At 72.6% G+C, this 24,875-nt stretch carries 23 protein-coding genes; 9 read left to right on the top strand and 14 right to left on the bottom strand.

Translation table 11 applies throughout. From position 1 onward, the window contains the following. Positions 1–27: 27 nt before the first annotated feature. From GXW74_RS04490 to GXW74_RS04480, 3 genes are all read right to left on the bottom strand, one after another. Positions 28–1,170 carry an acyl-CoA dehydrogenase family protein gene (locus tag GXW74_RS04490; protein ID WP_211845083.1) on the bottom strand — a complete coding sequence of 381 codons (1,143 nt, stop codon included), beginning with the start codon at positions 1,168–1,170 and terminating at the stop codon, positions 28–30. A gap of 4 nt (positions 1,171–1,174) precedes the next feature. Beyond that, on the bottom strand, positions 1,175–2,185 hold the full coding sequence (locus tag GXW74_RS04485) for a C-terminal binding protein (RefSeq protein WP_338148138.1): 1,011 nt from the start codon (positions 2,183–2,185) through the stop codon (positions 1,175–1,177). Positions 2,186–2,419: 234 nt separating this feature from the next. Beyond that, on the bottom strand, positions 2,420–3,760 hold the full coding sequence (locus tag GXW74_RS04480; protein ID WP_211845082.1) for a ferredoxin reductase family protein: 1,341 nt from the start codon (positions 3,758–3,760) through the stop codon (positions 2,420–2,422). 233 nt (positions 3,761–3,993) lie between these two features. Here GXW74_RS04480 and GXW74_RS04475 point away from each other — a divergent pair, with 233 nt between their 5' ends. Continuing rightward, a complete protein-coding gene (locus tag GXW74_RS04475) occupies positions 3,994–4,743 on the top strand; it encodes an SDR family NAD(P)-dependent oxidoreductase (protein ID WP_246522875.1) in 750 nt (249 codons plus the stop codon). After that, positions 4,740–6,002: a c-type cytochrome gene (locus GXW74_RS04470; RefSeq protein WP_338148137.1), complete on the top strand. Its 1,263-nt coding sequence runs from the start codon at positions 4,740–4,742 to the stop codon at positions 6,000–6,002. Before GXW74_RS04475 ends, GXW74_RS04470 begins: the two co-directional genes overlap by 4 nt. Positions 6,003–6,008: 6 nt before the next feature. Here GXW74_RS04470 and GXW74_RS04465 read toward each other — a convergent pair whose 3' ends face one another. The 3 genes from GXW74_RS04465 to ubiA are packed head-to-tail and all read right to left on the bottom strand — an operon-like array spanning position 6,009 to position 8,013. After that, positions 6,009–6,428 (bottom strand): RHS repeat protein, encoded by a 420-nt coding sequence (locus tag GXW74_RS04465; RefSeq protein ID WP_211845080.1) that lies wholly within the window; start codon positions 6,426–6,428, stop codon positions 6,009–6,011. A 47-nt stretch (positions 6,429–6,475) separates the two neighbouring features. After that, positions 6,476–7,117 (bottom strand): class I SAM-dependent methyltransferase, encoded by a 642-nt coding sequence (locus tag GXW74_RS04460; RefSeq protein WP_211845079.1) that lies wholly within the window; start codon positions 7,115–7,117, stop codon positions 6,476–6,478. After that, entirely contained in the window at positions 7,114–8,013 is a 900-nt protein-coding gene (gene ubiA, locus GXW74_RS04455; RefSeq protein WP_211845078.1) for a 4-hydroxybenzoate octaprenyltransferase, read from the bottom strand. Before ubiA ends, GXW74_RS04460 begins: the two co-directional genes overlap by 4 nt. Positions 8,014–8,042: 29 nt before the next feature. Here ubiA and GXW74_RS04450 point away from each other — a divergent pair, with 29 nt between their 5' ends. The 3 genes from GXW74_RS04450 to GXW74_RS04440 all read left to right on the top strand — a co-directional run bounded on the left by GXW74_RS04450 (position 8,043) and on the right by GXW74_RS04440 (position 11,403). Beyond that, positions 8,043–8,768 (top strand): 16S rRNA (uracil(1498)-N(3))-methyltransferase, encoded by a 726-nt coding sequence (locus GXW74_RS04450; RefSeq protein WP_211845077.1) that lies wholly within the window; start codon positions 8,043–8,045, stop codon positions 8,766–8,768. A gap of 36 nt (positions 8,769–8,804) precedes the next feature. After that, on the top strand, positions 8,805–10,151 hold the full coding sequence (locus tag GXW74_RS04445; RefSeq protein WP_211845076.1) for a glutamate--cysteine ligase: 1,347 nt from the start codon (positions 8,805–8,807) through the stop codon (positions 10,149–10,151). A gap of 223 nt (positions 10,152–10,374) precedes the next feature. Continuing rightward, positions 10,375–11,403, top strand: coding sequence for a cyclase family protein (locus GXW74_RS04440; protein WP_246522874.1), 1,029 nt, complete (start codon positions 10,375–10,377; stop codon positions 11,401–11,403). A gap of 16 nt (positions 11,404–11,419) precedes the next feature. On the opposite strand, the gene GXW74_RS04435 is transcribed toward GXW74_RS04440, so the two are convergent. Next, the gene (locus GXW74_RS04435; protein ID WP_211845075.1) at positions 11,420–11,704 is read right to left on the bottom strand and encodes a hypothetical protein; all 285 of its coding nucleotides are present in this window, start codon (positions 11,702–11,704) and stop codon (positions 11,420–11,422) included. A 128-nt stretch (positions 11,705–11,832) separates the two neighbouring features. Next, positions 11,833–12,687, bottom strand: coding sequence for a TauD/TfdA dioxygenase family protein (locus GXW74_RS04430; RefSeq protein WP_211845074.1), 855 nt, complete (start codon positions 12,685–12,687; stop codon positions 11,833–11,835). A gap of 76 nt (positions 12,688–12,763) precedes the next feature. Here GXW74_RS04430 and GXW74_RS04425 point away from each other — a divergent pair, with 76 nt between their 5' ends. Then, positions 12,764–13,423 carry a TetR/AcrR family transcriptional regulator gene (locus tag GXW74_RS04425; protein ID WP_211845073.1) on the top strand — a complete coding sequence of 220 codons (660 nt, stop codon included), beginning with the start codon at positions 12,764–12,766 and terminating at the stop codon, positions 13,421–13,423. 301 nt (positions 13,424–13,724) lie between these two features. Here the strand turns inward: GXW74_RS04425 and tldD are convergent, their stop codons facing one another. The 3 genes from tldD to GXW74_RS04410 are packed head-to-tail and all read right to left on the bottom strand — an operon-like array spanning position 13,725 to position 18,870. Then, positions 13,725–15,152, bottom strand: coding sequence for a metalloprotease TldD (gene tldD / locus GXW74_RS04420; RefSeq protein ID WP_211845072.1), 1,428 nt, complete (start codon positions 15,150–15,152; stop codon positions 13,725–13,727). Beyond that, positions 15,149–17,731, bottom strand: a complete 2,583-nt coding sequence (locus GXW74_RS04415) for a PAS-domain containing protein (RefSeq protein WP_211845071.1) — start codon at positions 17,729–17,731, stop codon at positions 15,149–15,151. Before GXW74_RS04415 ends, tldD begins: the two co-directional genes overlap by 4 nt. Positions 17,732–17,781: 50 nt before the next feature. Continuing rightward, positions 17,782–18,870 carry a COX15/CtaA family protein gene (locus tag GXW74_RS04410; protein ID WP_211845070.1) on the bottom strand — a complete coding sequence of 363 codons (1,089 nt, stop codon included), beginning with the start codon at positions 18,868–18,870 and terminating at the stop codon, positions 17,782–17,784. 87 nt (positions 18,871–18,957) lie between these two features. Between GXW74_RS04410 and GXW74_RS04405 the strand changes: the two genes are divergently transcribed. The 3 genes from GXW74_RS04405 to ubiM are packed head-to-tail and all read left to right on the top strand — an operon-like array spanning position 18,958 to position 21,696. Then, positions 18,958–19,746 carry a glycosyltransferase family 2 protein gene (locus GXW74_RS04405; RefSeq protein WP_211845069.1) on the top strand — a complete coding sequence of 263 codons (789 nt, stop codon included), beginning with the start codon at positions 18,958–18,960 and terminating at the stop codon, positions 19,744–19,746. After that, the gene (locus GXW74_RS04400) at positions 19,743–20,444 is read left to right on the top strand and encodes a TVP38/TMEM64 family protein (protein ID WP_211845068.1); all 702 of its coding nucleotides are present in this window, start codon (positions 19,743–19,745) and stop codon (positions 20,442–20,444) included. The genes GXW74_RS04405 and GXW74_RS04400 overlap by 4 nt, the downstream gene beginning before the upstream one ends. Before the next feature lie 55 nt (positions 20,445–20,499). Continuing rightward, a complete protein-coding gene (gene ubiM, locus GXW74_RS04395; RefSeq protein ID WP_211845067.1) occupies positions 20,500–21,696 on the top strand; it encodes a 5-demethoxyubiquinol-8 5-hydroxylase UbiM in 1,197 nt (398 codons plus the stop codon). A 34-nt stretch (positions 21,697–21,730) separates the two neighbouring features. Here ubiM and GXW74_RS04390 read toward each other — a convergent pair whose 3' ends face one another. From GXW74_RS04390 to GXW74_RS04380, 3 genes are all read right to left on the bottom strand, one after another. Further along, entirely contained in the window at positions 21,731–22,753 is a 1,023-nt protein-coding gene (locus tag GXW74_RS04390) for a 2-hydroxyacid dehydrogenase (protein WP_211845066.1), read from the bottom strand. Between the two features lie 17 nt (positions 22,754–22,770). Further along, positions 22,771–24,342, bottom strand: a complete 1,572-nt coding sequence (locus tag GXW74_RS04385; protein ID WP_211845065.1) for an aspartate:alanine exchanger family transporter — start codon at positions 24,340–24,342, stop codon at positions 22,771–22,773. Positions 24,343–24,408: 66 nt separating this feature from the next. After that, entirely contained in the window at positions 24,409–24,681 is a 273-nt protein-coding gene (locus tag GXW74_RS04380; RefSeq protein WP_338148135.1) for an usg protein, read from the bottom strand. Between the last annotated feature and the right edge of the window lie 194 nt (positions 24,682–24,875).

Genomic DNA, 24,875 nt, shown 5'->3' with positions numbered 1-24,875 from the left:
CCAGGGAATGCGCCGAACGGCGCATGCTCAAACGGTCCCTGAGAACAGGCCGCGCGCCACCACCAGGCGCTGGATCTCCGAGGTGCCGTCGAGGATGCGCAGCAGCCGCACGTCGCGATAGAGCCGTTCTGCCGCGCTGCCGGTCATGTAGCCCTCGCCGCCATGGACCTGCAGCACGCGGTCGGCGACGCGGCCGGCCGCTTCGGTGGCGAACAGCTTGGCCGCGGCGGCATCGGCCGGACGCAGCGTGCCGGCATCGCGCGCGCGGGCGAGTTCCAGCGCCATGCAGCGCGCGGCGAGCGCCTCCGCCGCGCTGTCGGCGAGCAGGGCGGCGACGGCGGGCTGCTCGGCGATCGGCTTGCCGAACTGCTGGCGCGCCAGGGCGTGGCGGCGGCCCTCATCGACCAGCCGCTCCATCAGCCCGGCGCAGAGCGCGGCGAGATGCAGCCGCACCTTGTCGAGCCCGGCCAAGGCCAGCTTCAGCCCTTCGCCCTCGGCGCCGATGAGGGCATCGGCGGGCACGCGGCAATCCTCGAAGACGATGTCGGCGACCTGCGCGCCGCGCATGCCCATCTTGGCCTGCGCGGGCTGGATCCGGACCCCGCGGGTGGCGGGATCGATGGCGAAGGCGGAGATGCCGCGCGCACCTTCGCCACCCGTGCGGGCCATCACCATCAGCATCCCTGCCTCGGGCGCGTTGGTCACCCAGCGCTTGCGGCCGTCGATGCGCCAGCCGTCGCCGTCCCGCCGCGCCGTGGTGCGCAGGGAGGCGGCGTCGCTGCCGGCCTCGGGCTCGGAGAGGCAGAAGCAGGCGATGAGGTCGCCGCGCGCGAGGCCCGGCAGCCAACGCGCCTTCTGCGGCTCCGTCCCCGCGCGCAGCAGGATCTGCGCCGCGCCGCCGCTGTTGAGCGCGAAGACGGCGCGATAGGCCGGCGCCGCGCGGCCGAGGATGAGCATCAGCTCGGCCTCCTCCTCCATCGTCAGGCCGAGGCCGCCATGCGCCTCGGGGATGGAGATGCCGAACAGGCCATGGGCGCGGATCGCGGCGCGCGCGGCCTCGGGCATGCGATCCTCGGCGTCCATGCGCGCCTCGGCCGGGATCAGGATGTCCTGCACCAGGGCGCGCGCGGCGGCGAGCCGCGCCCCCTGCGCCGCGGTGTCGCGGATCATCGGCTCAGTCGCTCCCGGGCGGGACGACGTTGGTGTCCAGCCCCTCGACCAGCACGTCGCGCATGGTCTCGGCGCCCTTGAGGCGGATGTCGTCCCACGCCTCGGGCGTGTGGAAGGCGATGTGGGGGCAGATGATGAGGCGTCCGGTCAGCCATTCCTCCCGGTCGCGATAGGCGCGCAGCAGGGCGGGGATGGGTTCCGCCGGCGGCTCCACCGGGATGACGTCGAGGCCGGCGGCGGCGACGTGGCCATCGCGCAGCACGCGTTCCAGCGCATCGATGTCGAGGATCGGGCCGCGTGCGGTGTTGATGACGACGGCGTTCTTCGGCAGCAGGCGCAGCTCGCGCTCGCCGACCAGGCCGCGGGTGTTGCGCGTCAGCGGGCAATGGATGGAGAGCACGTCGGCCTGGGCCAGCATCTCATCCATCGTGCGGCAGCGGGTGACGCCGATCGCGCGGTCCGCGCCGTTGGGCAGGCCCGGATCGTAGAACACCACGCGATAGCCGAGCGCCTTGGCCCGCAGCGCCGCCGCCGTGCCGATGCGCCCCAGGCCGAGGATGCCGAAGGTCTGCACTTCCTGCCGCCGCACCGCCGGGTGGCGCAGCACCGCCCAGGGCGCCGGGTTCGGGCCGCGCTGGGTGTCGTGGTACAGGGTCAGCCCTCGCCGCAGCGCCAGCGCCATCAGCACCGCGAATTCCGCCACTTCCTGCGTGCCGTAGTCGGGTACGTTGCACACCTTGATGCCGCGCGCGGCGCAGGCGGCGCGGTCCACCCGGTCGTAGCCGACGCCCATGCGCACCACGACCTTGAGCTTCGGGAAGCGCGCGATCTGCTCCGCCGGCACGGCCATGCGCAGCGTCATCAGCCCTTCCGCCTGCTGGCACAGCTCGTCGGGCAATTCGGCGAGGGAGGCCTTGCAGGCGCCCTGAAGGATGCGGACCGAGGGGCCCATGATCCGCTGCTCGAGCGAGGTGTCGGGATAGAGCCCCTCGGGCTCGAGCACGGTCAGCGTCACCTGGATCTTTCCTTCGGCGGTTCCTCGGCGCCAAGGATGCGAGCGGATCTCCCCCGGCACAAGGCGCCGTGGCCGAAGCCGGTTCCGGCGGGGTCCGGGGTGACCCGGTCACCCCGGCGGAAAGGGGTCCGGGGAGGGGCGGCGCCTCTCCCCGTCACGCGCGTCCCGGCGGCCGCGCCATGGCCGCCCCGGGGACGCGGGGCCGGGGAAAGCTGGAAGCCTTCGCCTGGCGCCTCAGCGCATGGCGAAGAGTTCCTGGTGGAACTGCCTGCCCACCGGCAGGCCGTGGGCGGCGAAATCCCGGCGAAGCGCCTGGCCGAAGGCGGCCGGACCGCAGAACCAGATCCCGGCATCGCGCCAGCCCGGCACCTCGGCGCGGATGCGGTCGCCGCTCAGGCGGCCGTCGCGCGCATCGTGCAGCACATGCAGGCGGACCCCCGCGCGCTGCGCATCTGCGGTCAGCCTGGCGATGGCCTCGGCGCTGAGCTCGGCGGTCGGGTGGAACAGGTCGATCTCCTGCCGGGTGGCGGGCGGTTCCAGCGCGATCTGCTTCATCCGCGCGATGAAGGGTGTGATGCCGATGCCGGCGCCGATCCAGATCTGGCGCGGGCGGTCGTCGTCGAAGGTGAAGCAGCCATACGGGCCTTCGATCTTCACCGCCTGGCCGACCCGCAGCTTCTGCCGCAGCGTGCGCGTGTGGTCGCCGAGTTCCTTGGCGATGAAGGTGACGCGCCGATCGGCATCGCTCCAGGCCGAGGCGATGGTGTAGGGATGGGCGCCTTCGGCGGGATCCGAGGTCACGAAGGCGAACTGCCCGGCGCGGTGGCCGGGCCAGCCCTCCGGCACGGCGACCTCGCCTTCCAGCACGCGGAGTTCCGGATAGTAGCCGAGGCCGGAGATCGTGCCCCGGACCTGCCGGCCCGCGCCGACGCGCCGCAGCAGCACGACGACCGCGGCGAACGAGCCGTAGGTTAGCAGCGCCGCCATCACCACGCCGAGGGGCGTGGTCCAGTAGCCGAAGTTCGTCAGCACCAGCGAGTGGAACACCAGCACCAGATAGGCCGCCGCCAGCCAGCGGTGCGTCTTGTAGAACAGCCGGTACGGGATGAGCTGGATCAGCGCGACGGCGATCAGCGCCACGGCGGCGTAGAAGGCCCATTCGCCGAGACCCTCCGCGGCGCCGCGCTGCGTCAGGAGGAACGCCTCCACCGCAGTCTCCGGCATCGGCCGGGGGCCGCGCGCCGGCCGCGCGAGCCAGCCCTGGCCGACCGCCCATTTGGGGCCCTGCGACCACAGCCAATGCGCGACGGCGAACGCCAGCCCGCCGATGCCGAGCCACTTGTGCAGCCGGTACATCTTGTCGAGCCCGCCGAACCACCGCTCGGGCCAGCGCGACCGCAGCGCGAGGATCATCGCGGCGCTCATGCAGCCCATGGCGAGGATGCCGGTGCCCTGCACCATTCCGCCGCGGAAGGCGAAGAAGCCGGCGGGCGCGAGCGCGAAGGGATCGGCCGCGGCCCACAATGCAGCGAGCACGAGCAGCAGGCCCCAGAAGCCCAGCTTGACCTTCGTCATCGGGTCCCTCGGTCCGGTGTGCTTCCGTTCCGACCATCCGGCGCGGAGCAGGCGATCCCTCGGGGATCGCGTGCCGTCCTACACCGCCATGCCCCGGCGGCGTTGATCTGCATCAGCCGGGCACGCGGCCAGCGTCGCGGCAGCGTCTTCAAGCGCACCCTCCCATCGCTATAGTGCGGCGCGGCGACGTCCGTCGCCGGGACATGCTGGCGCGCGGCGCGGAGTGGATGGCGATGACGAAGCGGAGAATTCTCGTGACCGGCGCGGCGAGCGGCATCGGCGCCGCGGCATGCCGGGCGCTGGCCGCACCCGGCGTCGCGATCGCCGTGCACACGCGCGGCAACCGCGAAGGTTCCGCCCGAACGGCGGAGGCGGTGCGCGCCCGCGGCGGCGAGGCCTTCGAGATCTTCTGCGACCTCTCCGAAGCCGGCGCGCCGGAGCATGCGGTGGAGGAGGCGGCGGGGCTGCTCGGCGGCCTCGATGTCGTCGTCTCCAATGCCGGCTTCGCCGACCGCACGCCGGTCGCGGCGCTGAGCGACGCCGCCTTCGCGAAGAGCCACGATGCCATCGCGCTCGCCTTCCTGCGCCTCGCGCGCGCGGCGGGGCCGATCCTGCAGCAAGGGACGGATCCGCGCCTGATCGCCGTCTCCTCCTTCGTCGCGCATCTGTTCCGCAACGACGTGACCGCGTTCCCGGCCTCGGCCGCGGCGAAGGCGGCGGTGGAGGCGCTGGTGAAGGCGCTGGCGCTGGAATGGTCGCCGGCGGTGACGGTGAATGCGGTGGTGCCGGGCTACACGCGCAAGGATCCGGGCGCGCATGCGGCGCTGACCCAGGCGCAGTGGGACGAGATCGCCGCGCGCATTCCGCTGAGGCGGCTCGGCACGCCGGAGGACGTGGCGGCGGCGATCGCGTTCCTGGCCTCGCCGGCGGCCGGCTATGTCACCGGCCAGGTCATCCATGTGAGCGGCGGGGTCGTGATGTGATCCGGCGGCTCGCCATCCTGCTTGCCCTGGTCGCGCTGCCGGCGGTGGCGCAGGACCAGGCCGCGGTGCATGGCGGGCCGGTGCGGGCGCTCGCGGTGGCGCCGGAGGGCGGGGCGCTGGCCTCGGCCGGCTTCGACCAGTCGGTGATCTTCTGGGATCTGGCGGCGGGGCGGGCGCGGGCGGTGGTGCGCTGGCATGCCGGGGCGGTGAATGCGCTCACACCCCTGCCGGGCGGCGGCGTGGCCTCGGGCGGGGAGGACGGGCGCATCGCGGTCTGGGGCGCCGATCCGCGCGGCGGGGCGCCGCTGCGCGTGCTCGAAGGGCACGAGGGACCTGTCGCGTCGCTGGCCTGGCGCGACGGGGTGCTGGCCTCCGCGGCCTGGGACGGGACGGTGCGGCTGTGGCCCGAGGCCGGCGCGCCGCGCGTCCTGGCGGGACAGCAGGGCAATGTGAATGCCGTGGCGTTCCGTGCGGATGGCGTGCCGGTCAGCGCCGGCTTCGACGGCACTGTGCGCGCCTGGGGTGCGGATGGCACGTCGGAGGTGCTCGCAGCCTTCGGCCTGCCGCAGAATGCCCTCGCGCCCCTGCCGGACGGCGGGCTGGCGGTGGCGGGGGTGGATGGCGCCGTGCGGCTGGTGGCGCGCAACGGCGAGGTGCGTGACCTGCTTGCCGGCAGCCGGCCGGTGGTGGCGCTGGCCGCCAATGCCGATGGGACACTGCTGGCCGCGGCATCCCTGGGCGGCAGCATCGCCATCCTCCGCCTGCCGGAGGGACGGCTGCTGCACACCTTGGATGGGCCGGGTACGCCGGTCTGGTCGGCGGCCTTCGCGACGGATGGGCGGACACTGTGGACCGGCGGCGCGGATCGGCGCGTGCGGCGGTGGGACGCGGTGGCGGGGCGGGCGATCGGTCCGGTGGGGGAAGCGGCGGAGGCGGCGCCGCGCGCCGGCCTCGATGCGCAGGGCGCGAGGGTGTTCCGCGCCTGCTCGGCCTGCCATGCCCTGACGGCCGAGGCCGGCAACATGGCCGGGCCGCACCTCGCCGGCCTGTTCGGCCGGCGCATGGGGAGCGTCGCCGGCTATGCCTATTCGGAACGCCTGGCGCGCGGGGACATCGTCTGGACGCGGGAGACGGTGGCGGACCTCTTCACCCGCGGGCCGGACGTGGTGACGCCGGGGACGAAGATGCCGGTGCAGCGCCTGGAGAACGCCGAGGACATGGCGGCGCTGCTGCGCTTCCTGGAGCAGGCGACGCGGTAGCGACGGTCAGCGCGTCGCGCTGCCGGTCAGCCGACCCTTGTCGTCGTAGGAACGGGTGGTGCTGCCGCTGCGCTCGCTGCTGCCGGTGATCCGCCCCTGCGCGTCATAGCGCCGCGTCACGATGCCGTTCCGCTCGGTGCGGCCGGTGATGCGGCCCTGCGCGTCATAGTGCTGCGTCGCGCCGCCGAGCCCGCGCTCGCTCGACCCGCGGATGCGTCCCTGCGCGTCGTAGTGGCGCACCGTGCCGCCGCTGCGCTCGCTGTGGCCGGTGATGCGCCCCTCGGCGTCGTAGCGTGTGACGCGGTCGCCGCTGCGGTCCGAATAGCCCATGTAGCGGCCCTGGGCGTCGTAGTGGTTCTGGCGCTGCGCCGAGGCGGGCGCGGCGAGCAGCATCAGAGGCAGGAGCAGCAGGACGGGGCGGCGCATGGCGGCGGTCCTCTGGCACGCGTGGATATTCGCATGCCGGGGGCCGCTCAGGGAAGCAGGCGGTGGATCGTCACCTCGCGCAGTGTGCGGTCTTCCAGTTCCAGCGTCGTCGGCACGGCGTGGCGTGCCAGCGGCTCCAGCCCTTCCCGTGGCAGGTAGGCGCGGCCGGGATCGGCCAGCAGCACTTCCACCCCCGCGGCGGCCAGGCGGCGCAGCCAGGGCAGGATATGCGCCGTCATCGGCGCCTCGTAGCAGACGTCGCCGGCGAGCACGACATCCCAGCGGTTCGGTGCGCCGACGATGTCGCCCTCGGGGGTCGCCACCTCGACGCCGTTCAGCACCGCATTGGCGCGCACGGCGGCGAGGGCGAGAGGGTCGATCTCGGCGGCTTCGACGAGGGTCGCTCCGGCGCGCGCGGCGGCGATGGCAGCGATGCCGCAGCCGGCGGCGAAGTCCAGTACGCGCTTGCCGGCGACGCGGGCTGGTTCATCCAGCAGCAACCGCGCGGTGGCCTGGCCGCCCGGCCAGGCGAAGGCCCAGAAGGGTGGTTCGATGTTGCGCTCGGCGAGCCAGGTCTCGGTCGCCTGCCAGATCGGCGTGATCTCGCTGGCGAGGTGCAGCGCGATCTCCGGTACCAGCGGAGCGCGGCCGATGGCGGTGTGGGCGCGGACGAACTCCTCCGGCGTCACAGCCGGCCGATCAGGAAGGCGAGGGCGATGGCGAGGCCGACCTCGCGGTTCGCCTTGAACAGGCGCAGGCAGAGCGCCGGGTCGCGGATGTCGAGGGCGACGACCTGCCGCGCCAGCAGCGCCGCCGGCAGCAGCAGCGCGGGCAGGAACCAAGCCGACAGCCCGGCAAGCCAGCCCGACGACGCCAGCAGCGCGATCGTCGCGGCGTAGCAGGCGACCAGGAAGGGCCGTGTCCTCTCGCCGAAATGCAGCGCGGTGGAGCGGATGCCGACCAGCGCGTCGTCTTCGCGGTCCTGGTGCGCGTAGATCGTGTCGTAGCCGAGGATCCAGAAGAACCCCGCCGCCCAGAGCGCCAAGGCCGCCGCATCCAGCCCGCCCGTCGCGGCGGCATAGCCGGTCGGCGCCGCCCAGGAGAAGACCAGCCCCAGTACCGCCTGCGGGAAATCCGTCACGCGCTTGGCCAGCGGATACAGCGCGATCGGCACCAGCGACAGCACGCCGAGCAGGATCGCCGCCGGCGGCAGCATCAGCAGAATGACGCAGGAGACCACCAGCAGCGCGGCCAGGAAGGCCAGCGCCTGCCTCGGCCGCACCGCGCCGGAGGCGAGCGGCCGCCCGGCCGTGCGTTCCACCTGGCGGTCCAGGTCGCGGTCCCAGAGGTCGTTCACCACGCAGCCCGCGCCGCGCATCAACACCGCGCCGAGGCCGAACAGCACCGTCAGCCACAGCCCCCGGCCCCAGGAGGGTGCGACCAGGGCGAAGGCCCAGAGCCCCGGCAGGAACAGCAGCCAGGACCCGATCGGCCGGTCGAGCCGCATCAGCAGCGCATAGGGGCGCCAGGCTTCGGGCAGGTGCGCGACCCAGCCGCCGGCGCGGATGTCGGTGTATCCACTCACGGGCCGTATAAGGGGTGGGGAGCCCCCGCATGTCCACCCCGCGACTCTTCATCGACGACAGTCTTTCCGAAGGTGCCGAGATCCCCGGCACGCCGGCCCAGGCGCATCACCTTGGCACCGTGCTGCGGCGCGGGGCGGGCGATGCGGTGGCGGTGTTCAACGCGCGGGACGGGGAATTCGCCGCGCGCATCGTCGCGCTGCGCAAGGATCGTTGCGCCTACGTGCTCGGCACCCGCACCCGCCCGCCGGCGGCGGAGCCCGATCTGCGCCTGGTGGTCGCCGCGCTGAAGCGGGATGCGCTCGACTGGGTGGTGGAAAAGGCGACGGAGCTCGGCGTCAGCGTGATCCAGCCGGTGACCACGCGGCGGACGGTGGTGGACCGGGTGAACGGGGAACGCCTGGCCGCCATCGCGCGCGGCGCGGCCGAACAATGCGAGCGGCTCTCCGTGCCGGAGGTCCGCCCGGCCCTGCCGCTGCATGCGGCGCTCGACGCCTGGGACGGCGCGCCGCTGCTGGTCGCGGCCGAAAGGCGGGGGGCGGCACCGATCGGCCAGGCCGCGGCCGGGCTGCGCCTGCCCTGTGGCTGGCTGGTCGGACCGGAGGGGGGGTTCGAGGGGGGTGAGCTTGACGATGCGGGCAGGCGTCCCTTTGTTACTGCCGTCGCCCTCGGCCCCCGCATCCTGCGGGCGGAGACGGCGGCGGTTGCAGGCCTTGCAGTGCTCCAGGCACTGGCGGGGGACTGGACCGCGACTTGAACGTGCCGCGTCCTGCGGCGCCGTCGGAAGGGCTGCATGTCGAATCCTGGCGAGTCGGATCCCACGCCGATCACCTCGGCGCGTCAGCTTGCCGGGTGGTTCGCCGCCGGGTCCAAGCCGCGCGACGCCTGGCGCATCGGCACCGAGCACGAGAAGTTCGGCTTCCGGCGCGACGACCTCTCCCCGCCGCCCTACGAGCCGGGCGGCATCCGCGCCATGCTGGAAGGGCTGACGGCATTCGGCTGGGAGCCGATCCTCGACCGCGGCAACCCGATCGGGCTGAAGCGCGGGGAGGCCTCGGTCAGCCTCGAGCCGGGCGGGCAGTTCGAGCTGTCGGGCGCGCCGCTGGTGTCCCTGCATGAGACGCGCGACGAGATCGCCGACCATCTGGAGGAGGTGCGCAAGGTCGCCGGGCCGCTCGGCCTGGGCTTCGCGCCGCTCGGCTTCCACCCGCTGGCGACGCGGGACCAGATGCCGTGGATGCCGAAGGGCCGCTATGCGATCATGCGGCAATACATGCCGCGCGTCGGCTCGATGGGCCTCGACATGATGCTGCGCACCTGCACGGTGCAGGTGAATCTCGACTTCGGCGAGGAAGCCGACATGGTGGAGAAGCTGCGCGTCTCGCTCGCGCTGCAGCCGCTCGCCACCGCGCTGTTCGCCAATTCGCCCTTCGCCGAGGGCAAGCCGAACGGCTACCGCACGCTGCGCGGCAAGGTGTGGACCGACACCGACCCCGACCGCACCGGCATCCCTTCCGTGGTGTTCGAGGATGGCTTCGGCTTCGAGCGCTTCGCCGACTGGGTGCTCGACGTGCCGATGTACTTCATCATGCGCGAAGGGCGCTGGATCGACGCGGCAGGGATTCCCTTCCGCGATTTCCTGTCCGGCAAGGCGGCGGATCGCCTGGACGGCGAGACGGCGACGATGGGCGACTGGGCGGATCACGTCACCACCGTCTTCACCGATGTGCGGCTGAAGCGCTTCCTCGAGATGCGCGGGGCGGACGCCGGCGCGCCGGTCTACCTCACCGCGCTGCCCGCCTTCTGGGTCGGGTTGCTGTACGACGATGCGGCGCAGAAGGCCGCGCGCGCCCTGACGAAGGGCTGGTCGGTGCAGGAGATCCGTGCCCTGCGCGAAGCGGTGCCGGCGCAGGCCCTGGATGCGACGATCGGCGGGCGCAGGCTGCGGGAGGTGGCGCGCGACGTGCTCGCCATTGCGCGGGACGGGCTCAGGGCGCGCGGGCTGGGCGAGGAGATGCACCTCGATCCGCTCGATGCCATCGTCGCTGCCGGGCAGACCCAGGCCGACCGCTGGCTCGAACGCTGCGCCACAGTGTGGGGTGGGGATGTCGCGCGCATCTTCCCGGAAGCGGCCGTCTGACGCCGGCCAACCCTTAGGCCGGCTCGGTCCCTGAATCCCTGTTTCGCGCGTGGCCACCCCGCCTGCGCCGCGCGCCATGCCGCTGAGCATGGCCGATCAGGTCATCGCCAGGGCTCAACGGTGCGATTCGCCACCCGCGGTGATTGTATAACACCGCCGCTTTTCGCCACTCTCCGGCCCGCCGGCGCAACGACCGGTGGGCAGGGAGTGGAACGACATGCAGATGATGCGGCGTTTGCAGGGCGGCGCGCGGCCGGCGGAGCCGGGGCTCTCGCGGCGCGGCCTGTTCGGGGCGGCCTGCGCGGGCTGTGTCGCGGTGCAGCAGGGATTCGGCGTGACGCTCGCCCAGGCCCAGGCGCCTGCCGCGGGTGGCGCGGCGGCGAACTGGTTTCCCTCCCGCTGGGGCCCCAATGACGAGATCGGCGCCGCCAACCTGCTGACGCCGCAGAAGGTGCAGGAGGCAACGCGGCTGGTGCGGGACGGCAAGACCTACCGCCTCGGCATCGTGGTGGACCGCGGGACGCCGGCCTTCCCGCCGCGCAACTTCGCCGTCACCGTCTTCATGCCGGGCCAGGAGGGCGGGCAGTCCTTCGGCCGCAACGGCATGAACTACGTGGACGACATGGTGACCGGCTGGCTCGGCGTTGGCACGCAGATCGACAGCCTGGCGCATCTCGGCATCAACAACGTTTTCTACAACGGCAACCGGGTGCAGGACTTCGTGCGCACCACGGGCGTGACGAAGCTCGGCATCGAGAAGATACCGCCCTTCGTGACCCGCGGCGTGCTGGTGGACCTCGCGAAGTTCCGGAACAAGCCGCGGCTCGACGGCGGGGAATTGGTCACGGCCGAGGAGCTGCGCCAGGCGATGACGCAGCAGAATGTCCGCGTCACGCCGGGCGACGTGATCGTGCTGCACACCGGCTGGCTTTCGGTGCTCGGCGAGAATGCGCAGCTCTTCGGCACCCAGGAACCTGGCATCGACGGGCCGGGCGCGGAGTATCTCGCCTCGCTGCAGCCGCTTGCGGTCGGCGCCGACACCTGGGGGGTCGAGGCGGTGCCGTTCAAGGATCCGGACGTGCTCTGGCAGGGACATCAGGTGCTGCTGGCACGGAACGGCATCTACATCCTGGAAACCCTGGACACGCGCCAGCTCGTCGCCGACGGCGTCACCGAATTCATGTTCGTGCTCGGCCAGCCGCTCTATCGCGGTGCGGTGCAGGCGATCATCAACCCGGTCGCGATCCGCTGAGGGAGGCAGGGCGGGATCAAGGATCGGCGAGACCGCCCAGGATGCCGCCCACCACCTCCAGCGAAACCTTCGCCACCTCCGCCGTGGCGCCAAGCACGGCGCCCGCGGCATCGGCGACGGCACCGGCGGCCTGTGCGGCCATGTCGGCCGCGCCGCTCGTCGCGAGGTCCACGACGCCGAGGGCGAGATCCGCGCCATCCGCGACCGCTTCGACGCCGCTGCCCCGGGTCTGGCGGCGGAGGTCGTCGCGCTCCTGTTCATCGAGCGCGGCCTCGGGCGGCAGGGGCGGCGCGGGGATCATCGGGACCTCCTGGGGTGTGCCGGCAGCGTGGCGCCGCCCGCGCTGCCCCGCCATGAACGGCTTCACCCGCCCGCCGTGCCCGCTTGCCGTTCGCAGGCCGGCCGGCCCGCGGCGTCCCGGACGGGCGTTCACGCGAGCGCCTCGCCCTCCAGCGTGATGCGGTGCAGCAGGCGCCGCTCGCCGTGGTAGTCGTTGACCGCATAGTGCCAGGTCGCGCGATTGTCCCAGAAGGCGACGGAACCTTCCCGCCAGCGGAAGCGGCACTGGAATTCCGGCCGTGCCGCGTGACGATAGAGCCAGTCGAGCAGCGGCCGGCTCTCCTCATCCGTCCAGCCTTCGAAGCGCAGGGTGAAGCCGGGATTCACATAGAGCGCCTTGCGGCCGCTGCCCGGGTGGCGGATCACCACAGGATGCACGGCGTCCTGGGTCGCGAGCTCGGCATTGCGCAACCGGCCCTTGAGGTCGTCGGCCGGATCGGACTGCCGCTTGGCGTCGGTGCCGAAGACATGACGGCTGGAATGGACTGCCCGCAGCCCTTCGAGCGTCGCCTTCAGCCCGTCCGACAGCGCGTCATAGGCGGCGAACATGCTGGCGAACAGCGTATCCCCGCCCACCGGCGGCAATTCGCGCGCGAGCAGGATGGAACCCATGGCGGGCTGCTGATCGTAGCTGTGGTCGGTGTGCCAGCCGCCGCCGATGTTCTTCTTCTGGTCGGGCTCCTTCCGCACCTCGGCGATGGAAGGATAGCCGTCGGCATGGGCGAAGAAGCGGTTGACGTTGATGGGCGCGAAGCGCTCGGCGAAGGCGATGTGCTGCTCCGGGGTGATCGACTGGTCGCGGAAGAACACCACGCCGCGGTCGAACAGCGTGTCGCGGATCAGCGCAACATCCGTCTCGGCCAGGTCGGCGGCGAGGTCGATGCCATGGATCACGGCACCGACGGGGCCGGAAACGGGCTCGACCCTAAGGGCATTGCTGCGCATCGGCGGCTTCCTTCTGGTTGTTCCTCGGTGTAAAGAAAACTAGAATTCTAATTCTAGTCAAGCCGGAGATTTCACGATGGACGCCTCTGTGCTCGACGGCCTTGACCTCCCGGGCGTGCATCCCGCCCGGCAGGAGCGCAGCCGCACCGTCATGCTGGCGCTGATCGAGGCGGGCCTGGAACTGCTGCGCGACCGCAGCTTCGATGCGCTGTCGATCGCGGATCTCTGCGCGGCGGCAGGGGTGACCACCGGTTCGTTCTACGCGCGCTTCGAGAGCAAGGAGGCCTATCTGCGCGCGGTGCAGCAGGTGGTCGTGACCGAGGCGATGCGCGACATGGAGGCCGCGCCGGCGCCGGAGCACGTGCCGCCGGCGTCGCTGCGCGACTACCTCGGCCCGCTGGTGGCGAATTCGGTGCGCTGGCGGCGTCGGTACGAGGGACTGATCCGTGCCTCGCTCCGCGCCGCAAGGGTGGATGAGGGAGCCTGGTCGCCGCTGCGCGACCTTGGCCAGGTGCGGGTGGAGCGGACGCTGCCGGTCATCCTCGGCCTGCTCGGCCCCACGGCTTCGCCGGCGGCGGCGGATGCGGTGCGCTTCGCGTTCCAGATCCTGTTCGGAACGCTGAACAATATGATGCTCGTGGATCCCGGGCCGTTCGGGATCCATGACGAAGCGACGCCGCGCCTGCTCGCCGAGGCGATGGTCCGGCTGATCGAGGCGGAGGCGGCACGCGCCTGAGCGGCTTCCGCTCGCCTCGGCTTGCGGCAACCACTTCAGCCAGTTCTTTCCGCGATCATCTTCGCCCGATCGGGTGATTCCGACTGATCGGGGTCTGCTCTTGGCCCGCCGGGGCGACTGGATCCGGCCCAGCGCCCCGGCTGCCTGCGTCATACCAGCGGCACGGGTTCTTGACGCGTGCCGAGGCCGCGAAAGCGGCCCGCCGGTGGTCCGGCGAAGCCAAGCAAACCCGAGGTCTGCGCCCGGCGTCCGAGGGCACGAAACGGCGGATGCCAGCGGTCGCGAATAGCCGCCGTCGGTATCAGACCGCCGTGCCGCCCACCGTCAGCCCGGCCATCTTCAGCGTCGGCTGGCCGACGCCCACCGGCACGCCCTGTCCCTGCTTGCCGCAGGTGCCGATGCCGGGATCGAGCGCCATGTCGTTGCCGACCATCGTCACCTTGGTCAGGGCATCGGCGCCGTTGCCGATCAGCGTGGCGCCCTTCACCGGCGGGCCGATCCTGCCGTCCTCGATCAGGTAGGCCTCGGAAGCGCTGAAGACGAACTTGCCCGAGGTGATGTCGACCTGCCCGCCGCCGAAATTCACGGCGTAGAGGCCGCGCTTCACGCTCGCCAGCACCTCCTCCGGCGCATGCGCCCCGCCCAGCATCACCGTGTTGGTCATGCGCGGCATCGGGATGTGCGCGAAGGACTGGCGGCGGCCGTTGCCGGTCGGCGCGACCCCCATCAGCCGGGCGTTCTGACGGTCCTGCAGGAACCCCGTGAGGATGCCATCCTCGATCAGCACGGTGCGGTTGGTGGGCGTGCCTTCGTCATCGACCGTGAGCGAGCCGCGGCGGTCGGGCAGGGTGCCGTCATCCACCACCGTCACGCCGGGGGCGGCGATGCGCTGGCCGAGCAGCCCCGCGAAGGCCGAGGTCTTCTTGCGGTTGAAGTCGCCCTCCAGCCCGTGGCCGATCGCCTCGTGCAGCAGGATGCCGGGCCAGCCGGGGCCGAGCACCACTTCCATCTCGCCGGCCGGGGCGGGGACGCTGTCGAGGTTCACCAGCGCCTGGCGCAGCGCTTCGTCCACCGCAGCCTTCCACTGCGCCTCCGTGAGGATGCGGCCATAGTCGAAGCGCCCGCCCGTGCCGAAGGACCCGGTCTCGCGGCGCCCGTCCACCTCCACCACCACGGCGACGTTCATGCGCACCAGCGGGCGGAGGTCCGCCACGCGCTGGCCATCGGGCCGCAGGATCTGCACCGCCTGCCACTCGCCGGTGATCGAGGCCATCACCTGCACCACGCGCGGGTCGCGGGCGCGGGCGAAGGCGTCGATCTCCTGCAGCAGGGCGGTCTTGGCGGCGAAATCCATTGCCGCCAGCGGGTTGGCATCGGAATAGAGCCGGGCATTGGTCGCCCGCGGCCCGGCCTCCAGCCTGCCGGAGCGGCCCTGGCGCACGGTCGCCACCGTCTCCGCGGCGCGCGCCAGCGCGGCGTCGGAGAGTTCGCCCGCATGGGCATAGCCGGCCGCCTCGCCGGCCACCGCCCGCAGGCCGAAGCCGCGCGTCGCGTCGTAGGAGGCCGCGCGGATGCGCCCGTCCTCCAGCGAGATCGCCTCGCTTTCCCGGTACTCGAGGAAGAGTTCGCCGTCCTCGCATCCCGCCGTTGCCTCGCGCAGGCGGCGCTCGGCCGCGTCGCGGTCGAGCAGGCCGAAGAACAGGGCATCGGTGGTGGCAAGGGCGGTCATGTCATCTCCTGGGTCGCCGCTTCCGCAGAGATGGTGATCCGCGGCGGCAGGCGAAGGGTGGCGGTGGTGCCGGCGCCCGGGGCGCTGTCGAGCGTCAGCGTCGCGCCCATGGATTCCGCCAGCACCTTCGCCAGGTGCAGGCCGAGGCCGGAGCCGGAGAACCGCCGCGCATGGGAGGATTCGAGCTGGGTGAAGGGCTCGAAGGCGCGGGCGATATCCTCCCGCGGCATGCCGATGCCGGTGTCGGCCACCCGGAAGGTCAGGCCGCCCGAAGCATCCCGCGCGACTGCGAGCCGCACCTGCCCGCCCAGCGGGGTGAACTTCATCGCATTGTCGAGCAGCACGCGCAGGATGCGGCGCAGCCGGCGCTCGTCGCAGCGCGCATGGGGCAGGCCGGGCGGCGCATCGATCTCGAAGGCAAGGCCTGCCGCCTGCGCCTTCGCCGCCGCGGTCTGGCCGAGCGCGGCGGCGAGCGCGGGGATGTCGATCAGGCCGAACGACGCCTCGTCCTCGGCCCTGCCGGCGCGGGAGACTTCCAGGATGTCCTCGATCAGCGCGAGCAGCTGCCGCCCGGCGTCGCGCACGGCCCCGGCGTAGTCCACCACGCGCTCGGGGTCGGGATCGACCATCAGCGCCTCCGCGAAGCCGATGACGGCCGAGAGCGGCGTGCGGAGCTCGTGGCTCATGGTCGCGAGGAAGCGCGACTTCGCTTCGCTCGCGGCTTCGGCGGCGCTGCGCGCATGCTCGAGCTCGTCGCGGATGCGGTGGTCCTCGCTGACGTCGCTGTAGGTGCGCACGTAACCGCCATCCGGCGTGCGGTCCGTGGTCACCTCGACGATGAGGCCGCTGGGGCGACGGCGGATGTAGCGGTCGGGGGCGCGCAGCGGCTCCTCCCTGCGCGTGCCGAGCGTCGCGAGCGAATCTCCGGACACGCCGTATTCGCCCATGCGGATCTGCTCCTCGCGCAGGTCCAGGATATGGCGGCCGGGCCGGAATGCCTCGGGCGAAAGGCCGGTCATCGCCGCGGCGAGCGCGTTTGCCGCCACCACGCGGCCCTCCGCGTCGAACAGGCAGATGCCGTGGCGCATGTTCTCGAGCATCACCTGCAGGATGCTGGCGCGGTGCTCGGCCTCGGTCTGCGCGTGTGCGAGCGCGGTGATGTCGACATGGGTGACGACGAAGCCGCCATCCGGTGTCGGGTCGGAGGAGACCTCGAGCACCCGGCCCTCGGGCGTCTCGCGCACGCCGCGGTAAGGCTTGCTGCGGTCGAGTTCCAATGCGGCGCGCGCCAGCCGGTCCGCATCGGGGCCGAGGCGCCCCGATGCGTGCAGCATGCCGACCAGCTCGTCGAGGCTGCGGCCGGGACGGATCTCCCCCGGCGCGTGGCCGGCCAGCACGCCGGCCAGGGCGTTCGCCGTGATCACCTTGCGGTCCGGGCCATAGACCACGAGGCCATGGCGCATCGCGCCCATGGCGGCTTCGAGCACGGCGGCGCGGTGCCGTGCCTCCTCCTCCGCCCGCCACACCGCGGTGATGTCGGTGACGACCGAGACATAGCCGCCATCGGGCAGCGGCGCGGTGCGGACGTCGAGCGCGGTGCCGTTCGCACGCTGGCGAAGCCGCTGCTGGGGGCGGCTCGTGTCGCGCGCCATCTCCCGCGCATAGACTTCCTCGGCTTCGCCCGGACCGTATTCGCCGGCCTCGGCGCGGCGCCGGATCACCGCCTCCAGCGTGTCGCCCACCTGCAGCGGCGCACCTTCCATCAGGCGCACATAGGCCGCGTTGAACATCGCCACGCGGCGGTCGGGCGTCCAGACGCAAATGCCGTGCGGCAGGGCCTCCAGCACGCCGTCGAGGATGGCAGCACGGCGGCGGGCCTCATCCTCGGCCCGGCTCAGGTCGGTGACGTCGTCGGTCTCGATCAGGAAGCCGCCACCGGGCTGCGGCGAACTGATGAAGCGCACGACCGAGCCGTCGCTGCGCTCGCGCGCGGCAATGCGCGGCTTGCGGCGGTCGGCGGCGATGGCCTCGTCGAGATGCGCGCGCTCGCGGGTGGTGAGGAATTCGCCGGCCCGATCGAGGCTCTCCATCACCTCCTGCAGCGTCGGTCGGCCGGCCAGCATCTCCGGTGTCGCGCCGGCATGGCGCCGGTAGGCGAGGTTGTGGAGGACCAGGCGCTGTGCCTCGTCGAACAGCGCCACGCCGCCGCGCTGGGTGTCGAGCACGCGCTCGAGCAGCATCGCCTTCTCGCGTGCCTCGCCTTCGGCGCGGAAGAGCGCCGTGACGTCCGGCGCGCAGAGCACGAAGCCGCCCCCGGGCAGCGGCGCGGTCATGATCTCCGCCACCTGGCGCCCGTCGGCGCTGCGCTGGTGGCGCTGGCGGGGCGCATTGCGGTCCTCCGCCAGCGCCGCCTCAGCCAGGGCGGCCGGGTCGCCGGGGCCGAGCAGGCCCCGCGCGGCGAGCAGCAGGAAGATGTCGCGCAGCGCGGTCCCGGGCGGGAGGCGCGCCGGATCGGCGCCTGTCGCGTGACATAGCGCCGCATTGGCGAAGACCAGCCGATCCTCCCCGTCCACAACCATGACAGGGTGGGGCAGGGCCCCGAGGGCCAGAAACGTGGCGCTCTCCGCCGTCACCCGGGCGTGACCGATGCGGCGGGGCGACGCAGCGCGTGCATGGCGAGCATGGCCCCGGTCAGCACCAGCACGGCGACGGCCTGGTGCAGCGTGCCGAGCCAAGCCGGGACCACCGCGAGCAGGGTCGCAACGCCGAGTGCGTATTGCAGGGCGACGGCGATGCCGAGACCGATGATCGCGCCGCGCACGCGCCCGCGCGGCAGGCTGCGCCATGCGAGCAGCGCCGCCCACGCCGAAGCGGCCAGCGCCGCGGTCGCGAGCAGCCGGTGGTTGAACTGGACCGCCGGGATATTCGCGGTGAGATTCTTCCAGGCCGGTTCCAGGCGCCAATAGCCCTCGGGCACCAGGCGTCCCTCCATCAGAGGAAAGGTATTGTAGTCGAAGCCGGCCCGGATGCCCGCAACAAAGCCGCCGGCGAGCATGGCGAGCAGCGCCAGCCCCGCTGCGGCATGGGTCCAGCGGCGCAGGGCCGGCGGCGCGGGCCTCGGCTCGGGCATCGGGCGCAGCAGTGTCATCGCGGTCCAGAGGAGCATGGCATAGAGCAGCAGCGCCATGCCGAGATGGATCACGAGACGGTAGGGAGAGACGGCGGTGCGGTCGGCCTCGAAGCCGGAGGCGACCATGAACCAGCCCACCGCCCCCTGCAGCCCGCCGAGCGCCAGCAGCAGCAGCAGGCGCGGCTTGAGGCCCGCGGGGACCCGCCCGCGCAGCCAGAACCAGGCGAGGCCGGCGACATAGGCGATGCCGATCAGCCGCCCCCAGAAGCGGTGGGTCCACTCCAGCCAGAAGATCTCCTTGAAGCCTTCCATACCGAAGCCGCGGTTGACGAGCTGATACTGCGGGATGGTCCGGTAGAGATCGTAAAGGCGCTGCCACTCCGCATCCGAGAGCGGCGGCAGCATACCCGTGACCGGCGCCCATTCCATGATCGAAAGGCCGGATCCGGTCAGCCGCGTGGCACCGCCGATCGCGACCATGATCCAGACCAGGGCGGCCACGAACAGCAGCCATCGCGCCACGGCGCGGCGGCGGTCGGCGGAGTCTTCGGCGGGTGGAACGGCCTGGGCGCGGGGATCGAAAGGCATCGGCGCGATATAGGGGAGCCGCCCGCGCTGCGCACGGGGGGCGGCGGCTGCTTGCCCGGGAAGGGCCGGGCTGCTACCGCCCGCCGCATGGTTCCCGCGCCCCGCGCCGGGTCCGGGCCCGCCGCGGCGGCGCCGGATGCCGCCGCGCCCCCGAAGCTCTCCGTCGTCATCCCCGTCCGCAACGAGGCGCCGAACATCGCGCCCCTCGTGGCGGAGATCGAGGCCGCGCTCGCCGCCGTGCCGCACGAGATCGTCTATGTCGACGACGGATCGACCGACGCGACCCCCGAGGCGCTGCGCGAGGCGCGCGCCGCCGGCGCGCCGCTGCGGGCGATCCGTCATCGCGACTCCTGCGGCCAGTCGGCCGCGATCGTCACCGGCGTGAAGGCGGCGCGCGGCACCTGGATCGCCACCCTGGACGGGGACGGGCAGAACGACCCGGCCGATATTCCGCGCCTGCTCGCCCGCGCCGAGGCCGAGCACGCCGCCGGCCGGCGCACCCTGGTCGCCGGCCACCGGGTGAACCGCAAGGACAGCGGGGTGAAGCGCTACACCAGCCGCATCGCCAATGCGGTGCGGTCCCGCCTGCTGCGGGATGCGACGCCGGATACCGGCTGCGGCCTCAAGGTGTTTCCGCGCGACCTGTTCCTCGAACTTCCCCATTTCGACCACATGCACCGCTACCTGCCGGCGCTGACGCTGCGCCAGGGCGGGACGGTGGTGAGCGAGCCGGTCAACCATCGGCCGCGGGTGCGCGGCACCTCCAACTACGGGACGCTCGACCGGTTGCTGGTCGGGCTGTTCGACCTGGTGGGGGTGGCCTGGCTGCAGCGGCGCGGCCGGCGGCCGGCGATCGAGCGCGACGAGGGGCCATGACCGCCGAAGCCGCGGCGGCGCGGCGGCGCAGGGCGCTGCTGAAGCTGGCGATCCTCGCGATCGGGCTGGCGGCGGCGGGGCTGCTGCTGCGCAGCGTCGGCTTCGCGCCCGGCACCGGCTGGGTGGATCAATGGGTGCTCGGGCAGGGGCTGCTCGGCGATGTGGTCTTCGTGGCCATGGGGGCGGCGGCGACCGCGGCGGGGGCGCCGCGACAGGGGGTGGCCTTCCTCGCCGGCTATGCCTTCGGCACGGTGGAGGGGACGGCGCTGTCGCTGGTCGCCCAGGCGGTCGGCTGCGCCGTCTCCTATGCCTGGGCGCGGGCGGTCGGGCGGGGCTGGGCGGAACGGCGGCTGGCCGGGCGCTTCGGCCACCGGCTGCGGCCGCTGCGCGACGTGCTGGCCGGAAGCCCCTTCAACGCGACACTGGCGCTGCGGCTGCTGCCGGTGGGCAACAACCTGGCGCTGAACCTGCTGGCCGGGATGGCGGCGATCCCCTTCGTGCCGTTCCTGGCGGCCTCGGCCATCGGCTACCTGCCGCAGACGGTGATCTTCGCCCTGCTCGGCAAGGGTATCCGGGTGGACGGGGCGTGGCAGCTCGGCCTGGCGGCGGGGCTGTTCGCGGTTTCGGCGGCGCTCGGCTACATGCTGCTGCGACGGCACCGGGCCGGCCGCGCGCTGGAGGAAGACGCGGAGGGCTGACGCGCCCGTTGCGCCGGATCAGGGACGCCGCGGGGCGTCCGGGAGAGACAGGGTCATGGAAACGGATGTCGCGATCATCGGGGCGGGACCGGCCGGGCTCGCCCTTGCCTGCGCGCTGGAGGGCAGCGGGCTGCGGGTGACGCTGCTCGAGCGATCGCCCGAGGCATCCATCGCCGAACCGGCCTTCGATGGGCGGGAGATCGCGCTGACCCATCGCTCGCAGGCCATCCTGCGTGCGTTGGGCGCCTGGGAGCGAATCCCGGCGGCGGAGACGGCGCCGCTACGCGAGGCGAGGGTGATCAACGGCGCGACGCCCTTCGCGCTGCGCTTCGCGCCGGGCGGTGAAGAGGAGCCGCTCGGGCGGCTGGTGCCCAATCACCTGATTCGGCGCGCCCTGTTCGATATGGCCGCCGCCGGGCGGGATGCGCGGCTGGTGGCGGGGCGCTCCGTCACGGGCCTGGCGCTGCTGCCCGCGGGCGCGCGGGTCGCGCTCGATGGCGGCGAGGACGTGCGGGCCGCGCTGGTCGTCGCCGCCGATTCCCGGTTCTCCGAGACGCGGCGGCGGGCGGGCATCGGCGCCGCCATGCTGGATTTCGGGCGGACCATGATCGTCGCCCGCGTGGCGCATGAACGCCCGCATGAGGGCATCGCGACGGAATGGTTCGGCCACGGCCAGACCATCGCCATGCTGCCGCTGAACGGGGATGTGTCCTCGGTCGTGCTCACCCTGCCGCCGCATGAGGCGGAGCGGGTGATGGCGCTGGACGCAGAGGCGTTCGGCGACGAGGTGACGCGGCGCTACGAAGGGCGGCTCGGCGCCATGCGGCCGGTGGCGACGCGGCATGCCTATCCGCTGGTCGCGGTCTATGCGCATCGCTTCGCGGGGCGGCGCCTGGCGCTGCTGGGCGATGCCGCGGTCGGGATGCACCCGGTCACCGCGCATGGCTTCAATTTCGGCCTCTCGGGCGCCGAGGTGCTGGCGGCTGGGATCCGCGGGTCGGGCAGGGATCCGGGTGAGGGCGGGGCGCTGGCGCGCTATGCTTCGGCGCATCGCCGCGCGACGCTGCCGCTGTTCCTGGCGACCAATGCGGTGGCACGGCTCTATTCCGACGACCGGGCGCCGGCGCGGCTGGCGCGGGCGGCGCTGATCGGCGCCGGGGCGGCGTTCGCGCCGGTGCGCCGGGCGATCGTCGCCGGGCTGATGGATGCGCGACCGGCCGACAAGGCGCTCGCCCCCGCCGGCGCGCGGTGATCACGGCGCCGGCGATCCGGCCGCGGGCCGGGCATCAGCCGTGACGTGGCGCGTTCGCCGCGAAGGTGACCTCCGCCGCGCCGAGCGGCTCTCCGGCCGCGAAGCGTCTCGCGTTCGCCAGCGTCACCTCGGCGATGGCGCCCAGCGCCTCGGCCGTGAAGAAGGCCTGGTGGCCGGTCACCAGCACGTTCGGGAAGGTCAGCAGCCGCGCGATCACGTCGTCGGCCAGGATCTCGTTCGAGAGGTCCTCGAAGAAGAGATCGGCCTCCTGCTCGTAGACATCCATCGCCAGGCCGCCGAGCCGGCCTGACTTCAGCGCCTCGATCGCCGCTTCGGTGTCCACCAGCCCGCCGCGGCTGGTGTTGATCAGCACCAGGCCCGGGCGCGCCAGCGCCAGGGTCTCCGCGCGCACCACGTGGCGCGTCTCGGGCGTCAGCGGGCAATGCAGCGTCAGGATGTCGGCCTGGGCGGCGATGCTGCGCGGGTCGGTGTAGACGACGCCGATCGCCTCGAGCGCCGGGTCCGGATGCACGTCATGGGCGAGGACGCGGCAGCCGAAGCCGGCGGCGAGGGTACGGGCGACCAGCGCGCCGATCTTGCCGGTGCCGATCACGCCGGCCGTCTTGCCGTGCAGGTCGAAGCCGAGCAGCCCTTCCAGCGCGAAATTGCCGTCCCGCGTGCGCTGGTAGGCGCGGTGGATGCCGCGCACCAGGGACAGCATCAGCCCGATGGTGAATTCCGCGACCGCATGCGGCGAATAGGCCGGCACGCGCGCCACGGCCATGCCGAGCCGCTCCGCTGCCGCCAGGTCCACATGGTTGAACCCGGCGCAGCGCAGCAGCACGAGCTTCGTGCCGCCGGCCGCGAGGGTCTCCAGCACCGGCGCCGAGAGGTCGTCGTTGACGAAGGCGCAGACCGCCTCCGCCCCGGCCGCGAGCGGCGCGGTGAGCGGGGCGAGCCGAGGCTCGAGGAACAGGATCTCGTGCGCCGCCGCGCCCGGCGCGGCCTCGAAGCTGCGGCGGTCGTAGGGCTTGGTGCTGAACATGGCGATACGCATGGTGGCCTCCGCGTCGGTCAGCCGAGCAGGAACTGCACGGCGACGATCTTGGCGATGGTCATGGTGGGGAAGACGATGGCGTAGCCCACATCGGCGCGGTCGCTGCCGAGCAGCCGGTTGGCGCCGGCGAGGATCGCCGGGTTTCCCGTTGCGCCGGCACAGACGCCGAACAGGTCGTCGACGCGGATGCGCAGGATGAAGTGGCCTATCAGCAGCACCGTCAGGACGATGGTCGCGAGCACCAGCGCGGCGCCGGCCAGCACTGCCGGGCCCTGCGCCGCCACCGTCTCCACGAACGGCCGGCCGGAGGCGATCGCCACCTGGCCGAGGAAGATCGACAGCCCGAAGTTGCGCAGCACCATGTTGGCGGCGACCGGCATGCGCCAGCCGATGCCGAAGGTGCTGCCGCGCCATCCGAGGATCAGCGCGACCACGAGCGGCCCGCCCGCGACGCCGAGGCTGAAGCCGCCCCCGCCAGGCAGCGGGATGCTGACCATGCCCACCAGCAGCCCGAACGCCATGCCGATGCCGATCGAGACGAAGGAGAGTTCGGCATTGCCCTTCACGCTGTCGCCGAAATGCGCGGCGAGTTCGGGTCGGCGGCCGCTCTCGGCCAGCAGCACCAGGACGTCGCCGTATTCCAGTTCGAGCTCCGGCCCCGGCAGCATCACCGCATCCCCGCGCCTGACCTGGGCGACGCGGATCGGGAAGGGCGGCATCGGCATGGTCGCGAGGGTGCGCCCGCGGAAGGCCGGCCTGGAGACGATGACGCGCACCATGTCGTAGGCGGCGCGATCCTTGCCGAGGCGGCCTTCCTCCTCCTCCCCGAGCCGGTGGACGGCCTGGTCCACCGCCTCGGGCGGGCCCAGGATCAACAGGCCGTCGCCGCCGGCAAGGCGGGCGCCGGGCTCGGCCGGCGCGTTCTGGTGTTCGTGCCGCATGGCGAGGACCATGACGCCCTCGGGCAGATCCGCCGCGATCTCGGCGACCGTGCGCGACGGCATGTCGGGTCGCAGCGTGACCTCCGCATGGCGCAGCGCGGGGGCAGGGGCCGGGATCTCCAGCCGGAAGAGGCGGAGCATGAAGCCCATCAGCAGGATCGGGCCGATGACGCCGACCGGATAGGCGACCGCGTACCCGATGGTCGGCTGGGGGCTGCCATCCGCGGCGGTGATGGCGGCCTGCAGCGCCGATGTGCTGGTGCCGGCGCCGGCGAACATGCCGGCCGACATGGCAACCGGCAGCCCCAGCAGCCCCCCCACGGCCTGGGCGGCGAACAGCGCGGCGACGACGGCGAGGAGCGCCAGGAGGATCCAGCGCAGCCCGGGGCCCTTGAGGCCGGCGACGCATTGCGGCCCATACTGGATGCCGGTGCCGTAGAGGAACATCAGCAGGCCGAGGGTGCCGACCAGGCCGGGCGGTGCCGCCCGTGGCGCGACCGCACCGATGGCGAGGCCCGAGAAGAGCACGGCGCCGGCGCCGAAGGTCACGCCGAGCACCGGCAGTTGGCCGAGCGCATAGCCGAGGCCGATCGCGATGAAGAGGGCCAGCATGGGCGAGCCCTCCAGGATGCTGCGCAGCAGGTCCACGCCGGTTTCCTCCCTCCGCCGCTTCGCGTGGCGGTGGGGAAGCCTACAGTCCTCTCGCCGACCGTGTCAGTGCAGCGTGAAGACCCCGTTCGTGTAGCGCAGCTCCGCCGGGCGGGTCAGCGCGGTGCAGGCGACCCGGACGGAATGGAGCGGGCCTTCGATCTCCCGCCGCCAGAACTCCAGGAAGCGGGACAGCTCCGGGAAATCCGGCGCGTGGTCGATCTTCTGCCAGACATAGGACTGCAGGACGTGCGGGTGATCCGGCAGGTGGTAGAGCAGCTCCGCCGTCGTCATGCGCCAGTCGGGGATTCGGAGGATCGGTTCCAGTCCCTGCAGCACCGTGGTCTTTCCTTTCCCTTGGGGGTGGTGAGCCGTGCGGTTTCTGTCGTGGCCCCGCCGTCTCGGGGCGGGTTGCCGTCATCAGGATGACATGTGCGGTGCAGCGAAGGCCAAGAAAAATTGTTTATAATCAGATTATTAGCACTCGCCTTCGACGAGTGCTGCCGAACGCTTGACGGGCCGGCAGGTCGGGC

It is taken from the genome of Neoroseomonas eburnea, from assembly GCF_018129005.1.
In the GTDB taxonomy this organism is placed as follows: domain Bacteria; phylum Pseudomonadota; class Alphaproteobacteria; order Acetobacterales; family Acetobacteraceae; genus Neoroseomonas; species Neoroseomonas eburnea.
The sequence above is the reverse complement of the archived record's forward strand: the minus strand, read 5'-3'. Positions and strand labels throughout refer to the sequence as shown.